The organism is Pseudomonas sp. Irchel 3H9, from assembly GCF_900187495.1.
Lineage (GTDB): Bacteria > Pseudomonadota > Gammaproteobacteria > Pseudomonadales > Pseudomonadaceae > Aquipseudomonas > Aquipseudomonas sivasensis.
Genome location: NZ_FYDK01000002.1, coordinates 792,794 through 806,756, shown reverse-complemented (window position 1 = coordinate 806,756; position 13,963 = coordinate 792,794). Strand labels below are relative to the sequence as shown.

The 13,963-nt window shown below is 57.2% G+C and carries 16 protein-coding genes; 7 read left to right on the top strand and 9 right to left on the bottom strand.

What is annotated here, in order from left to right; genetic code table 11:
* Positions 1-102 precede the first annotated feature (102 nt).
* On the bottom strand, positions 103-1,026 hold the full coding sequence (locus CKW32_RS09605; RefSeq protein ID WP_095184732.1) for a DMT family transporter: 924 nt from the start codon (positions 1,024-1,026) through the stop codon (positions 103-105).
* Positions 1,027-1,102: 76 nt separating this feature from the next.
* On the opposite strand from CKW32_RS09605, the gene CKW32_RS09600 reads away from it, so the two are divergent.
* The 3 genes from CKW32_RS09600 (at position 1,103) to CKW32_RS09590 (ending at position 4,166) form a co-directional block, all read left to right on the top strand.
* A complete protein-coding gene (locus CKW32_RS09600; RefSeq protein WP_095184731.1) occupies positions 1,103-2,008 on the top strand; it encodes a LysR family transcriptional regulator in 906 nt (301 codons plus the stop codon).
* Positions 2,009-2,060: 52 nt separating this feature from the next.
* A complete protein-coding gene (locus CKW32_RS09595; protein ID WP_095184730.1) occupies positions 2,061-3,602 on the top strand; it encodes an EAL domain-containing protein in 1,542 nt (513 codons plus the stop codon).
* A 198-nt stretch (positions 3,603-3,800) separates the two neighbouring features.
* Positions 3,801-4,166: a histone-like nucleoid-structuring protein, MvaT/MvaU family gene (locus CKW32_RS09590; RefSeq protein WP_095184729.1), complete on the top strand. Its 366-nt coding sequence runs from the start codon at positions 3,801-3,803 to the stop codon at positions 4,164-4,166.
* A 111-nt stretch (positions 4,167-4,277) separates the two neighbouring features.
* Here the strand turns inward: CKW32_RS09590 and CKW32_RS09585 are convergent, their stop codons facing one another.
* Positions 4,278-4,814 (bottom strand): DUF4946 domain-containing protein, encoded by a 537-nt coding sequence (locus CKW32_RS09585; RefSeq protein ID WP_095184728.1) that lies wholly within the window; start codon positions 4,812-4,814, stop codon positions 4,278-4,280.
* Between the two features lie 198 nt (positions 4,815-5,012).
* On the opposite strand from CKW32_RS09585, the gene gloA reads away from it, so the two are divergent.
* Entirely contained in the window at positions 5,013-5,534 is a 522-nt protein-coding gene (gene gloA / locus CKW32_RS09580; protein WP_095184727.1) for a lactoylglutathione lyase, read from the top strand.
* A 50-nt stretch (positions 5,535-5,584) separates the two neighbouring features.
* Here the strand turns inward: gloA and ahpF are convergent, their stop codons facing one another.
* From ahpF to CKW32_RS09565, 3 genes are all read right to left on the bottom strand, one after another.
* Positions 5,585-7,150 (bottom strand): alkyl hydroperoxide reductase subunit F, encoded by a 1,566-nt coding sequence (ahpF, locus tag CKW32_RS09575; protein ID WP_095184726.1) that lies wholly within the window; start codon positions 7,148-7,150, stop codon positions 5,585-5,587.
* Between the two features lie 123 nt (positions 7,151-7,273).
* On the bottom strand, positions 7,274-7,837 hold the full coding sequence (gene ahpC, locus CKW32_RS09570; protein WP_032885701.1) for an alkyl hydroperoxide reductase subunit C: 564 nt from the start codon (positions 7,835-7,837) through the stop codon (positions 7,274-7,276).
* A gap of 133 nt (positions 7,838-7,970) precedes the next feature.
* Positions 7,971-8,903, bottom strand: coding sequence for a site-specific integrase (locus CKW32_RS09565; RefSeq protein WP_095184725.1), 933 nt, complete (start codon positions 8,901-8,903; stop codon positions 7,971-7,973).
* 170 nt (positions 8,904-9,073) lie between these two features.
* Between CKW32_RS09565 and CKW32_RS09560 the strand changes: the two genes are divergently transcribed.
* On the top strand, positions 9,074-10,081 hold the full coding sequence (locus CKW32_RS09560; RefSeq protein WP_095184724.1) for a DNA-binding protein: 1,008 nt from the start codon (positions 9,074-9,076) through the stop codon (positions 10,079-10,081).
* Here CKW32_RS09560 and gorA read toward each other — a convergent pair whose 3' ends face one another.
* Both gorA and galU read right to left on the bottom strand, forming a co-directional pair.
* Positions 10,082-11,440, bottom strand: coding sequence for a glutathione-disulfide reductase (gorA, locus tag CKW32_RS09555; RefSeq protein WP_095184723.1), 1,359 nt, complete (start codon positions 11,438-11,440; stop codon positions 10,082-10,084).
* A gap of 99 nt (positions 11,441-11,539) precedes the next feature.
* Positions 11,540-12,379, bottom strand: coding sequence for a UTP--glucose-1-phosphate uridylyltransferase GalU (gene galU, locus CKW32_RS09550; protein WP_003212579.1), 840 nt, complete (start codon positions 12,377-12,379; stop codon positions 11,540-11,542).
* 310 nt (positions 12,380-12,689) lie between these two features.
* Between galU and CKW32_RS09545 the strand changes: the two genes are divergently transcribed.
* Both CKW32_RS09545 and CKW32_RS09540 read left to right on the top strand, forming a co-directional pair.
* Entirely contained in the window at positions 12,690-12,875 is a 186-nt protein-coding gene (locus CKW32_RS09545; protein WP_003191311.1) for a hypothetical protein, read from the top strand.
* A gap of 141 nt (positions 12,876-13,016) precedes the next feature.
* A complete protein-coding gene (locus CKW32_RS09540) occupies positions 13,017-13,298 on the top strand; it encodes a hypothetical protein (RefSeq protein ID WP_032885705.1) in 282 nt (93 codons plus the stop codon).
* 7 nt (positions 13,299-13,305) lie between these two features.
* On the opposite strand, the gene CKW32_RS09535 is transcribed toward CKW32_RS09540, so the two are convergent.
* Both CKW32_RS09535 and CKW32_RS09530 read right to left on the bottom strand, forming a co-directional pair.
* Complete coding sequence (locus CKW32_RS09535) at positions 13,306-13,536, bottom strand: hypothetical protein (RefSeq protein ID WP_095184722.1); 231 nt, start codon at positions 13,534-13,536, stop codon at positions 13,306-13,308.
* Positions 13,537-13,558: 22 nt separating this feature from the next.
* Positions 13,559-13,912, bottom strand: a complete 354-nt coding sequence (locus CKW32_RS09530; RefSeq protein ID WP_032885707.1) for a hypothetical protein — start codon at positions 13,910-13,912, stop codon at positions 13,559-13,561.
* Positions 13,913-13,963 lie beyond the last annotated feature (51 nt).

Below are 13,963 nucleotides of genomic sequence, written 5' to 3'. Positions count from 1 at the left end.
ACATCAGTCTCTGACGGCTGAGGCTTGCGTGAGCGCAAGTCCATATTCTTGTATGCGTAAATCGATTCTACACAGCGTAAAGATGTTTGTCCGTACTCTTCATCAAATCCCTATTGCCCTTGCCCGTGCAAGGGGTTTGTTACACAGGTAAATGCCAGCCAAAATGAAGGCACCGCCTATCAGCATGGGCAAGGTCAACGCTTCACCCAGCAATAAGGCGCCGCAGATCACTGCGGTCAGCGGGTTAAGCGCGATAAATACACCGGAACGTGTCGTGCCAATCCGCCGGATGCCGTCGTAGTAACCGATATAAGCCAGCGCCGAGCCGAGCACACCCAAATACAACAGGCTCAGCAGCTGTGAAAGCCCAAGGCTTGCGACCTCTTTGACCGTGAAGTTTCCTGACAGCGCTGTGGTTGTGGTCAACATCAGGGTTCCCAGCAATACCGACCACGTCACGGTCTGCAATGGCCCCAGGCGTGCGTTCAGCCCGCGGGAAGCCAGCGAATAAACGCCCCACGCCGCCACACAACCAAGGATCAGCAAGTCACCCCGCCAACTATGGGCGCCTGCCTGCATCAGCTGAGGGTTGCGACTGACAATCACAGCGACTGCGCCAGCCACGCACAATGCAATCCCCATCACCTTGGTGTGATTCAGGTGCTCTTTGAACAACAACCACGACGCCAGGCCAATCACCGCCGGGTTCAACGCTACGATCAATGACGCCCGCGACGCATTGATGTACTGCAGCCCATAAAAGAAGCACAGGTTGTAGATGAAAATCCCGAAGAACCCCAGCGCCGCCAATTGCGCAAGTTGCCGAAGACTCGGGCGAGCCAGTGGGATGCGTGCGAAGGCCATGAACAGCAACAACGCCAGGCTTGCCAGGATAAAACGCAGGCTCGCGGCCAGCAGCGGATTGAGCTGATCGGCCAGGTAACGACCAGCGATAAAGGTGCCGCCCCAGATCATGGTGACGGCGGCGAGTTTGCAATAGGTTAGGCGATCCGAAGCGGGGCTCATTGGGTTGGCTCAAGTGACAGAAGATCTGGAGTATTCTTCTGCTAATGATCAATCATCGTAAAATGAGTATTCGCTCATGACCTTGACCCAACTGGAAATTTTCTCATTGGTGGCCGAACTACAAGGCTTTACCAGCGCAGCGCACCGGCTCGGCATCAGCCAGTCGGCGGTGTCCCATGCGATCAAAGCGTTGGAGCAAGAGCTCGGTGTCGAGCTGTTCCGGCGCCATCAAAACCTGGTGGAGCCGAGCGAGATCGGCCAGCAAGTGCTTGGACGCGCCCGTGCCATGCTCGGCCTGGCCAACACGCTGCAACAGGAAGCAGCAGATGCCCGTGGCATGAAGCGCGGCACCCTGCGCGTCGGCTCGTTTGGGCCAACTGCGTCGATTCGCCTGCTGCCCGGTATCCTCAGCCATTTTCGTGCAGCCTACCCGGGCATTGAGGTCCACGTGGATGAAGGCCCTGACCGGCAAGTGTTGCAGTGGCTGGATGAGCGGCGGATCGATGTAGGCTTTGTGGTCTTGGAGCAGGAGCGCTTCGACACCTTCGCCTTGTTTGAGGACCAAATGGTCGCGTTGTTGCCCATGGAGCACCCACTGGCCGCTCGCGATGCCCTGACTCTTCAGGAGCTGTGTGACGACCCTTTTATTCTCACCGAGGCAGGATCGTCGGAACTGGTGTCCCGACTGTTCGGTGCGGCCCAATTACGGCCCAAGGTGCGGTATCGCTGCGCCCAACTGCTGAGCACTTTGGAAGCCGTCAGTCGCGGGGACGGGTTGAGCATCGTGGCCGAGGCGTCGTTGCCACCGCTGGACGACCCGCGCTATGTGAAACGCCCCCTATCCCCTCGTGTACCGCGCCAGATTGGCTTGGCGGTGCTTGATCGGCGCCAGTCATCACCCGCGACGCTGGCGTTCATCGAGATTGCGCAACGCGATGGTAGGGCAAGCAATTGTCCACCGAGCCATCTATTATCGAAATAATACTGACCGGCCTGCCGGCGCATCCCCTACTCCGCAACAGGCCGCACAACTCATGCCCCTCACCGTCAAAGGCCCGCGAGAGCCAATCGTCCGCTACTCGATCAGCGCCCTCTGCGGTCTGCTGCCGATCCTGCTCGGCTTGGCCATCCTGTATTGGCAAGCAGAAAGAACCCTTGAGCAAAGCACAGCGCAAACCGCCGAGGAAGCGGTGCGCCAGTTCGACCTGATGCTCGATAACACCGCCCTCGCCGCCCAGGCCCTGCTGCCGCTGGCAGGCCAGCCCTGCGATAACGGCACCCAATTGGCGTTGCGCGAGCAGGTCACAAGGCGCCCGTTCGTGCGCGCCACGACCTTGTCCTGGCAGAAGAATATCTATTGCAGCTCACTGTTCGGCAGCAACTATGAGTCGCCCGTAAACCCCGACGACTATGTGGACGGTCGGCTTTGGTTGATGAATGGCAACCCGGTGACGCCGGACACTGCACTGCTGGTGTACCGACTGGTCGACGGAGACCAAGGCGCGTTTGCTTCAATTGACGGTTATCACCTGACCAACGCCTTGCGCCTGATCAGCCGCTATGCACAGTTGGTCCTGCAAGTGGGGCCCAACTGGCTAGCTGCCGACGGCAGTGTTCATAACACGGAAGTGCCGAAATTTGCCGTAGCCCATCATCACTTGGCCTCGCAACGCTATGGTTACAGCGTCGACGCCGGCATGCCGGACGGCGAGGTCTGGCGTTACATGCAGGCGCGCTATCGTGCAATGTTCAGCCTGGTGGTGTTCTTTGGCGCAATGACAGGCCTGCTCGCGCATTGGCTGCAAAAACGCTCCTCGGCACCGACCCATGAACTGCGACGGGCGTTGGGCGCCGATGAGTTCATTCCGTATTTTCAGCCGGTGGTGCGCGGCGACACCCGCGAATGGGCCGGCTGTGAAGTGCTCATGCGCTGGCAGCATCCCAAGGAAGGCTTGGTACGGCCTGATCTATTTATCCCGCTGGCCGAACATTCCGGCCTGATCGTGCCGATGACCCGCGCCCTGCTGCGCCAGACCGCCGTACAACTGGCTCCCCATGCGGCACGGTTTTGCCCGGGGTTCCACATCGGCGTGAATATCACCGCCCGCCATTGCCTCGACCTGACGCTGGTGGACGATTGCCGTGAGTTTCTCGCCGCCTTCATACCGGGCCAGGTGACCTTGGTGCTGGAGTTGACCGAGCGCGAGCTGATCGAGCCCACCGATATCACCCGTCAGCTGTTCGACGCCTTGCACCAACTGGGCGTCATGATTGCCATCGATGACTTTGGTACCGGCCACTCAAGCTTGGGTTACTTGCGCAACTTCAATGTGGACTACTTGAAGATCGACCAGAGTTTTGTCGCCATGATCGGTGCAGACGCACTGTCGAGGCATATCCTGGACAGCATCATAGAGTTGTCCGGCAAACTGGACCTGGGTGTCGTTGCTGAAGGTGTGGAAACGGCCGAACAATGCGAATACCTGGCTGCTCACGGCGTGGATTTCCTGCAAGGCTATCTGTTTGGAAAGCCACTACCCAGCGATGAATTCATTAAAAACCTGACCAGCCATTGATTAGCCACGTATTAGCGGCGTTGAAATAATGTTAGTAAGACAAAAGACATGATTTACTCGTAGCGGATTAACTACTACAATTTTTCTTGCCTGTGCAGAACTCGCAGGACGACGTCCTCTTTGAGTCGCCTTAACGCTATTGGCTAATAGCTTTGTCTGCAGTTGATATCAGCCAACAACACTATTGGAGTACAGATTTTGTCCAGACTCGCCGAATTTCGCGCAGCAGAAAAAGCCCTTCAAGAGCAGCTTGCCCAGCTGGAATCCCTGAAGAATGATGCTGGCCTGAAGAAAGAAATCGAATTCGAAGAAAAACTTCAAGGGCTGATGAAAACCTACGGCAAAGGCCTGCGTGACATCATCCTGATCCTTGATCCAAACCCGGGCAAGACCAGCGCTGCTGCTGCCAACGCACCAAAACAACGCCGTGCACGCGTGGTCAAGGTCTACCACAACCCGCACACCGGCGAGCTTATCGAAACCAAAGGCGGCAACCACCGCGGCCTCAAAGCATGGAAAGAACAGTATGGCGCCGCCACTGTAGATTCCTGGCTTCGCGGCTGATTACACCGCACTAATAAAGAGCCCCGCGTCAGCGGGGCTTTTTTATTCAAGGGTTCGAAACCGAACTTAAATAACATTTCATTTTGTTCAAATTCGACGCGCAACACGCACTTAAAGTTTTAGGCTGTCACGCACCGAACGGACTTCATCCTTACTCGCCTCGTAAGCATCGGCTTGACCCGCGTATGAGAAAACATACGCTTTATCGGTATCAACAGCTCCCACCAATGTTTGTGAAAGCACGTGCCGTCCATTCTCGGTAATCACACAGGTAGTTTCCATGGCCTCAAGCCGACTCAATGTTGTCGAGTGCATTTTGCTGCAGACACTTTGGTAACCGCTCTGGGCAAAATCTTTCTGGATGGACTTGCGCATTTCCAGCAATACACCCTGAAGATTAACGTTATGGCCCGCCTCAGTCGGCGTTGCCGTCAACTCCATCACCATCAGTGTGATGCCGTTTTCATCGTTCTTGATTGCACGCTGACGCGAAACCGGCTGTGGCGTTGCCGGCGTTTCACCATCACGCACCACCTCCTCGACTTGCCAGCCGCTGGGCCAGTGGATTTCCGGATCCGCCGCCGAAACGAAAGGACTGGCCAACAGCAGGCATACAGCACTCAACAGCGGTTTACGACGTTCGGTCATGCGAAAGATACCCAAGGTTCAAGCGACAAAGTGTGAGGCCCGCTACCCGCTGATCGCAAGACCCACGTGACCTTTTTCATTTGGCGCAGCAGGCGGGCCTTGCGTATCATGGCCCGGCTGCACGGATGCCAGCCGCAAGCCAAGGGAACGCTCCTCTCACCTGGAGCCGCGTTTGCCCCATTTTTTTCTGGAGGGCCCATGAGCCTGCACGAACTGAACACTTTCCCGGGCGTCACCGCCCAACCTGACACCGCCACCACGAACTTCGTGTTCAACCACACCATGTTGCGGGTCAAGGACATCACCAAGTCCCTGGACTTCTACACCCGCGTACTGGGTTTTTCGCTGGTTGAAAAGCGTGATTTCCCCGAGGCTGAATTCAGCCTCTATTTCCTGGCCCTGGTGGACAAATCCCAGATCCCGGCCGACGCCGCCGCGCGCACCCAGTGGATGAAGTCGATCCCTGGCATCCTGGAACTGACCCACAACCACGGCACCGAAAACGACGCCGAATTCGCCTACCACAACGGCAACACCGACCCGCGTGGTTTTGGCCATATCTGCATCGCGGTGCCGGATATCGTCGCGGCGTGTGAACGCTTCGAAGCCCTGGGCTGCGATTTCCAGAAGCGCCTGACCGATGGCCGCATGAAGAGCCTGGCGTTCATCAAGGACCCGGATGCGTACTGGGTTGAGATTATCCAGCCCACGCCGCTGTAACGAAAAAACCCCATGAGTGATCATGGGGTTTTTCATTTGCAGCTGGGTAGTTACGCTGGCGCGGAGGTGCGGATCAGGTGATCAAAAGCACTCAGGGAAGCCTTGGCGCCCTCGCCTACTGCAATCACGATCTGCTTGTACGGCACGGTAGTCACGTCACCCGCGGCAAACACACCGGGCAGTGAAGTTTCGCCACGCGCATCAACGATGATTTCGCCACGCGGGGTCAACTCTACGGTGCCTTTGAGCCAGTCGGTATTAGGCAGCAGGCCGATCTGCACGAAGATACCTTCCAGGTCGATGGTCTTGAACTCGCCGCTGTCACGATCCTTGTATGCCAGGCCCGTGACTTTCTGGCCATCGCCTTTGACTTCACTGGTCAGCGCACTGGTGATCACGTCAACATTCGGCAGGCTGTACAGCTTGCGCTGCAACACCGCATCGGCGCGCAGCTTGCTATCGAACTCCAGCAAGGTTACGTGGCTCACGATGCCCGCCAAGTCGATGGCTGCTTCCACGCCGGAGTTACCGCCGCCGATCACTGCCACACGCTTGCCTTTGAACAACGGACCATCGCAATGCGGGCAGAAGCATACGCCTTTGGCTTTGTATTCCTGCTCGCCCGGCACGCCCATTTCACGCCAGCGGGCGCCGGTGGCCAAAATCACGGTCTTGGACTTGAGCGTCGCGCCGCTTTCAAAACGAATCTCGTGCAAGTCACCAGGGTTTTTCGCCGGGACCAGGCTGCTGGCACGTTGTAGGTTCATGATATCCACGTCGTACTGACGCACATGAGCCTCCAGTGCGCTGGCCAGTTTCGGCCCCTCGGTTTCCTGTACCGAGATGAAGTTCTCGATGGACATGGTGTCCAGCACCTGACCACCAAAACGCTCGGCGGCAACACCGGTGCGGATGCCTTTACGCGCAGCATAGATCGCGGCCGCTGAACCGGCTGGACCACCGCCGACGACGAGTACGTCAAAGGCGTCTTTGGCGCTGATTTTTTCGGCGGCTTTTTCAATACCGCTGGTGTCGAGCTTGGCGAGAATTTCTTCCAGGCCCATGCGGCCCTGGCCGAAGTTCACGCCATTGAGGTACACACTTGGCACCGCCATGATCTGGCGTTCGTCGACTTCAGCCTGGAACAGCGCACCGTCGATGGCGACGTGACGGATGTTCGGGTTGAGAACGGCCATCAGGTTCAGCGCCTGGACCACGTCCGGGCAGTTCTGGCATGACAGCGAGAAGTAAGTCTCGAAGCTGAACTCACCTTTAAGGGCGCCAATCTGTTCAATCACTTCGACACTGGCCTTCGACGGGTGGCCACCGACTTGCAGCAGGGCCAACACCAGCGAAGTAAATTCATGGCCCATAGGGATGCCGGCGAAACGCAGGCTGATATCGGCACCTGGGCGGTTGATGGAGAACGACGGTTTGCGCGCGTCATCGCCATCGTTTTTCAGGGCGATCAGCGTGGTGAGGCTGGTTACGTCCTGCAGAAGGGCAAGCATTTCCTGGGATTTCGCGCCGTCATCGAGGGAGGCGACGATCTCGATCGGCTGGGTGACCCGTTCCAGGTATGACTTCAACTGAGCTTTAAGATTGGCGTCCAACATACGGGCGATTTCCTTTAATTCTGGGTATAAAAAAACGCCCGAGCGAATCTCGCCCGGGCGTTTTTGAGGGCGGTTGCAGCTTACTTGGTAGGTGCGGAAACCCGCCCTTGATGCTTCATAGACTTAGATCTTGCCGACCAGGTCCAGGGACGGAGCCAAGGTGGCCTCGCCTTCTTTCCACTTGGCTGGGCACACTTCGCCTGGGTGGGCAGCGACGTACTGGGCAGCTTTGATTTTGCGCAGCAGCTCGGAAGCGTCACGGCCAACACCGCCGTCGTTCAGTTCAACGATCTTGATCTGACCTTCTGGGTTGATCACGAACGTACCGCGATCTGCCAGGCCAGCTTCTTCGATCAGCACGTCGAAGTTGCGGGAGATGGTCAGGGTTGGGTCGCCGATCATGGTGTACTGGATCTTGCCGATGGCTGGCGAGGTGTTGTGCCAGGCAGCGTGGGCAAAATGGGTGTCGGTGGAAACGCTGTAGATTTCGACGCCCAGTTTCTGGAATTCGGCGTGGTTGTCAGCCAGGTCTTCCAGCTCGGTTGGGCAAACGAAGGTGAAGTCGGCTGGGTAGAAGAAGAACACCGACCACTTACCTTTCAGGTCAGCATCAGACACGTCTACGAAGTTGCCGTTTTTGAACGCGGTAGCTTTGAACGGTTTTACTTGGCTGTTGATGATAGGCATCGTTGACTCTCCGTCAGGGGTTAAGAAGTTGATGGGGTGAATCCTACCCACTCTTTCCGACGCTGGCTCATTGGCAAACCTGATGCTGACGATTGGTTTTCCCTATCAGGAGACTGTATTAATAGAAGAAATCTCAAAGCAGCGGTTGAGTCGCCAATGTCATGCCGAGAAAGGGCGTCGCTTCAACATAGCGCATGGCGGATTTCATGTCGTTCCAGCCGACATAACTCATCAACGACTTCAAATCCCAGCCGCTGCGATGGGCCCAGGTGGCAAAGCCCCGACGCAAGGAATGGCTGGTGTACTGCTCGGCGGCGATGCCTGCGCGCTCCAGCGCCTGACGCAACAACGGGATCACGCTATTGGGGTGCAAGCCCTCCTCGCCCAGGTTGCCCCAACGGTCGATGCCCCGGAATACCGGACCACGCACCAGCGCCGCTGCGCTGAGCCATTCGCTGTAGGCCTGAACGGGGCACAGGCGCAGCAGCGCAGGCGTGTGATAGGTCTTGCCGAGGTTGTCGCGGTCACTTTTGCTGCGCGGAAGGTACAGGCTGATGCCGGTTCCGGGTGTGGCCTGAACATGTTCAATGCTCAGTCGACACAATTCATCGCTACGAAAGCCACGCCAGAAGCCGAGCAGGATTAACGCGGTGTCGCGCTTGGCACGGAGCAGGCGCGGCTGATCGTGTGCGTGGGCTGCCTCTTGCGCTTCAGCGTCAAGCGATGCAACCACCTGCTCCAAATGCTTGAGCTGCAATGGCTCGGCCTGCTTCTCCTGCGCAGGGTGCACGGCGCGAATCCCCTTGAGCACCTTGCGCACCACGGGAGCTTTGGTCGGGTCGGGGAACCCCTGGCTGGTGTGCCATTGCGCAAGCGCCGACAGCCTCAGCTTCAGGGTGTTAACCGCAAGCACGCCCGCATGGGCCGCCAGATAGCGCGCCACGCTGTCACTGGTGGCCGGCAGAAACCCGCCCCAGCTGACTTCAAAGTGCTCAATCGCCGCGCGGTAGCTACGGCGTGTGTTGTCGCGGGTGGCAGCGTTGAGATAACGATCAAGATCGCTCATGGGAGGCCTATTCGTACTGCGGGCATGCGTTTCTGCGCGTGAAGCGCTTATGACGCGGGATAATACGCCAATATCCCATCTGAGAAAGCTTGATTTTTTAGGACTTTATATTCGTAATATAGTACGTATATACATACCATGTACCACAATACTAAATCGACGGAGACCCCATGGCTCGCGGCGGCATAAACAAAGCAGTAGTTCAAACGGCACGCCTGGCGATCCTTGCCCGCGGCGAGAACCCAAGCATCGACGCAGTACGCATCGAAATGGGCAATACCGGTTCGAAAACCACTATCCATCGCTACCTGAAGGAGCTGGACGACAGCGAAAGTCGCCTAACCATCACCGAAGCGCCGATTGACGACGAACTGGGTGAACTGGTTTCGCGACTGGCTCAGCGCTTAAAAGAGAAGGCTCAAGAGCCGATTGACCTGGCCTTGGCGCAGTTCGAACAGCAGAAAGCTGCCCTGCTTGCCGAGCTAGACGCGCTTCAAGAGGCCCACGGCCAACTCAAGCAGCAATTCGATATTCAGGCCGCGGCGCTGGCAGAAGAAAGCGCTGCGCTGCAAACAGCCAGTACCAGTCTTCAGACCGAGCAAACCCGTAATGCAGGGCTTAGCCAGGCGTGCAGTGATTACGAGCTGAGGATTAGCGATAAGGACGAACAGATTCGCTCACTGGAAGAAAAGCACCTTCACGCCCGCGACGCGCTGGAGCACTACCGCAATGCGATCAAGGAGCAACGCGAGCAGGAGCAGCGGCGCCATGAAGGCCAGCTGCAGCAGGTACAGGCGGAACTGCGCCAGGCCCAACAAAGCGCTATGGTGCGCCAGGATGAGATCACTCAACTGCATCGCGACAACGAGCGCCTACTGATCGAGCATCGGGTGACGGCGAAGGAATTGACGACGCTGCAGGAGCAAACCCGCAAAGATCAAGCGCAGCAGGCGAAGCTGAGCGAACAGATGAGCCAGATAGATAGCGAGCGCGCCCTGCTTCAAGAGCGTCTGCGGGTAGCCGTGCTGGAAAGCCAGTCGCGCCAGGAAGCGCTGACCGAACACCAGCACGCCAACAAGACCCTGGAACTGGACCTTATCAAGGCTCAGGCCAGTATCGAGGCATTGCGACTGGCGGCCGTCGTTGCAACGGCGCCAGAGGCAACGCCTAAAGCCTGATCAGTCCGCCACAGGCGTGCGCATGGTGACGAACTCTTCCGCCGCCGTAGGGTGCACGCCGATGGTTTCATCGAAGTGACGCTTGGTGGCGCCGGCCTTGAGCGCAATCGCAAGGCCCTGGACGATCTCACCGGCGTCCGGGCCGACCATATGGCAACCCAGCACCTTGTCGGTGTCGGCATCAACCACCAATTTCATCAGGGTTTTCTCCTGGCAATCCGTCAGGGTCAACTTCATTGGCCGGAAACGGCTTTCGAAGATCTGCACCTTATGGCCGTTCTTTTTCGCCTCTTCTTCCGTCAAGCCGACAGTGCCGATATTCGGCAAGCTGAATACCGCCGTCGGGATCATTGAGTAATCCACCGGGCGATATTGCTCAGGCTTGAAGAGGCGACGCGCCACAGCCATGCCTTCAGCCAGCGCCACCGGCGTCAGCTGCACGCGACCGATCACATCACCGATAGCCAGAATTGATGCTTCGGTAGTTTCGTACAGGTCATTGACCTGAACAAAGCCACGCTCATCCAACGTGACGCCTGTGTTTTCCAGCCCCAGGTTATCCAGCATCGGACGCCGGCCCGTGGCGTAGAAGACGCAATCGGCTTCCAGTACACGACCATCCTTCAGGGTGGCCTTAAGGCTACCGTCGGCTTGTTTTTCAATGCGTTCGATATCGGCATTGAATTGCAGGTCCAGGCCACGCTTGGTCAGCTCTTCCTGCAGGTGCTTGCGCACCGCACCATCAAAACCACGCAGGAACAGATCGCCGCGATACAGCAGCGACGTCTTAGCACCCAGCCCATGGAAAATACCCGCGAACTCAACGGCGATATAACCACCACCCACGACCAGCACGCGCTTGGGCAGCTCTTTAAGGAAGAACGCCTCGTTGGAGCCGATGGCGTGCTCACGCCCTGGAATATCCGGAATCTGCGGCCAGCCGCCAGTTGCGATCAGGATGTGTTTGGCGGTGAAACGCTCGCCATTGATCTCCACTTGATGCGGATCAACCAAGCGCGCATGCCCTTCATGCAGGGTCACGCCACTGTTGACCAGCAAGTTGCGGTAGATGCCATTGAGGCGGTTGATCTCGCGATCCTTGTTGGCGATCAGCGTCGCCCAATCAAAATTCGCCTCCCCAAGGGACCAGCCAAAGCCACTGGCCTGCTCGAAGTCTTCGGCAAAATGCGCGCCGTACACCAACAGTTTCTTAGGTACGCAGCCCACGTTAACGCAGGTTCCGCCCAAATAACGGCTTTCCGCCACGGCTACCTTGGCGCCAAAGCCCGCAGCAAAGCGCGCCGCACGAACACCGCCGGAACCGGCGCCAATTACATACAGATCAAAATCGTAGGCCATTTCACTCTCCTCGGCAGGACATCAGCATACCGACTTACATGGGGCTGAAAAACGAAAAAGCCACCCGAAGGTGGCTTTTTAGCAGCGGGCAAGCGTGAATCAGTAAGCCTTGCCAGTCTTGTAGAAGTGCTCGTAGCAGAAGTTGGTTGCTTCGATGTAGCCTTCGGCGCCACCGCAGTCAAAACGACGACCCTTGAACTTGTACGCGATCACGCAACCGTCTTTGGCCTGCTTCAACAGGGCGTCGGTGATTTGGATTTCACCACCCTTGCCTGGCTCGGTTTCTTCGATCAGCTTGAAGATGTCCGGAGTCAGGATGTAACGACCGATGATCGCCAGATTCGACGGTGCATCTTCAGGCGCCGGCTTCTCAACCATGTCGCGTACGCGGATCAGGCCATCACCAATGTCGTCACCGGCGATCACGCCGTACTTGTTGGTCTCTTGAGGATCAACTTCTTGAACCGCAACGATGGTGCAACGGTATTTCTGGTACAGCTTGACCATTTGGGTCAGTACGCCGTCGCCTTCTAGGTTCACACACAGGTCGTCCGCGAGCACCACGGCGAACGGTTCGTCACCGATCAGCGGGCGACCGGTCAGGATGGCGTGGCCAAGGCCTTTCATCTGGGTCTGACGGGTGTAAGAGAACGAGCACTCGTCCAGCAGCTTGCGGATACCGACCAGGTATTTTTCCTTGTCGGTGCCCTTGATTTGGTTTTCCAGCTCGTAGCTGATGTCGAAGTGGTCTTCCAGGGCGCGTTTACCACGACCGGTAACGATGGAGATTTCGTTCAGACCGGCATCCAATGCCTCTTCGACGCCGTACTGAATCAGTGGCTTGTTTACCACCGGCAGCATCTCTTTAGGCATGGCCTTGGTCGCTGGCAAGAAGCGAGTGCCGTAACCGGCTGCTGGGAACAAGCATTTCTTGATCATATAAGTCCTTACAAAGGGCTGTGCGTACGGAATTCGGCGCAGTCTAATCACGCCGCAGTCACCTTACAATGGGTCCTGCTGGCGTTGCGATGTCAACATAGAGAAAAAATGTCGGCGTAAGTTCCACTTATCTTACGAAGAACGTTTGCACCGCCACGGCAAAAAATGCCCCCGCGCCCCTGTTTAAAAGAGCGTAAACCCTTTTAGCACGCTTTCAAGGCCGGAACACTGCCTTGGAATAACTTGCGCGGCTGCTCGGCATTTGGCGCTATCATGATGACCTTGAACCAGACCACGAGATTGTTAATAGATGTCAGAACCCAAAGGCGTGAACGGCTACCTGATCACCAAGCGAGCAGACGGCTGGCACCTGATCAACTTCCACGGCGACAGCGTCGCGGGCGTTTTCGAGACCGAGAGCATGGCGATTGCCGTAGCCGAAGTGTTTGTGGATGAAGCTGGCCACGCGTCGAGCAAACGACCGAAGACCAAGTAAGCCTGCAGGCCTGCGCAAAAAGCCCCGATCCAAGGGGCTTTTTTGTGTTTTTCTGTACCTAGATGGCAGTTAGCTATAATCTGCCGAAAACGCCCCACGACAGTGTCAGCGCCCTTCCCACACCCTCGACGACGAACACACATGAACAAACTTCTGGCACTGACTGCGGTACTGGCGCTTGCCGGCTGCACCACCACTTCCGATGTCTACCTCAAAAACGGCGAGCAAGGCCTGACTATCGACTGCTCCGGCGAAGCCAACTCTTGGGCCAGTTGCTACGAAAAAGCCGACGCCTCCTGCGCAGGCACCGGCTATCGCATCGTTGGCACAGAGGGCACGCCATCCTTGAAGGAAAGCGACAAGACCTTGGGCCAGGACGTCGGCAATTTTAAAAACCGCAGTGTGGTGGTGGTCTGCAAGTAACTGCAGGCTACAAGTGGATCTCGGCAAATTTGATGCCCAGCTCCCTTAGGATCTCGGTCAGCTCATCAAGGCTGGCAAAGGATTCGACCTCATCCTGATCATCGACCAGGAAATAACTGCGCCCCCCGCTTTTCTTGAAGAACACGATCCATTCGCCAAGGTCGGCAGGATTCTGGATGACATGGGTCGCCGAGATTTGCCCCTCGGCCTGCCGGGCTTGGACGTGTTCACGCTTCATATCTGATTTTTCCACAACGGCATCAGCCAGAAATGCATTCTTCCCCGGCCTTCTTTACGTCGCCCGGGCGGATCGGCACGTTGGACATGCTCTCGTACAGCTTGATGCTGCTACCACTGGAACGCTCGTCAATTTCGAAAATCGCCGAAGGATCGGCCGAGAACTTCTGTGGAACGATCACCTGCACGCCACCGTCCTTATGCGGCTCGATCTGGGGCGGCCGGCGGGTAGTAGATAGTTTCCGAACCACACACGCGGCGTATTCCTGAGGTTTCTTCCCCGAAATGACCGCCAGCGTCGGTGGGGTCTGCTTGATATCTGCAACCGAAGCACACCCACCTATCGCCAAGGCCAGAACCAACACACTCCACTTCATACAAAATCTCCACTTAAAGACCCTACGACAGCCGGGATGGTAATTTTCTCC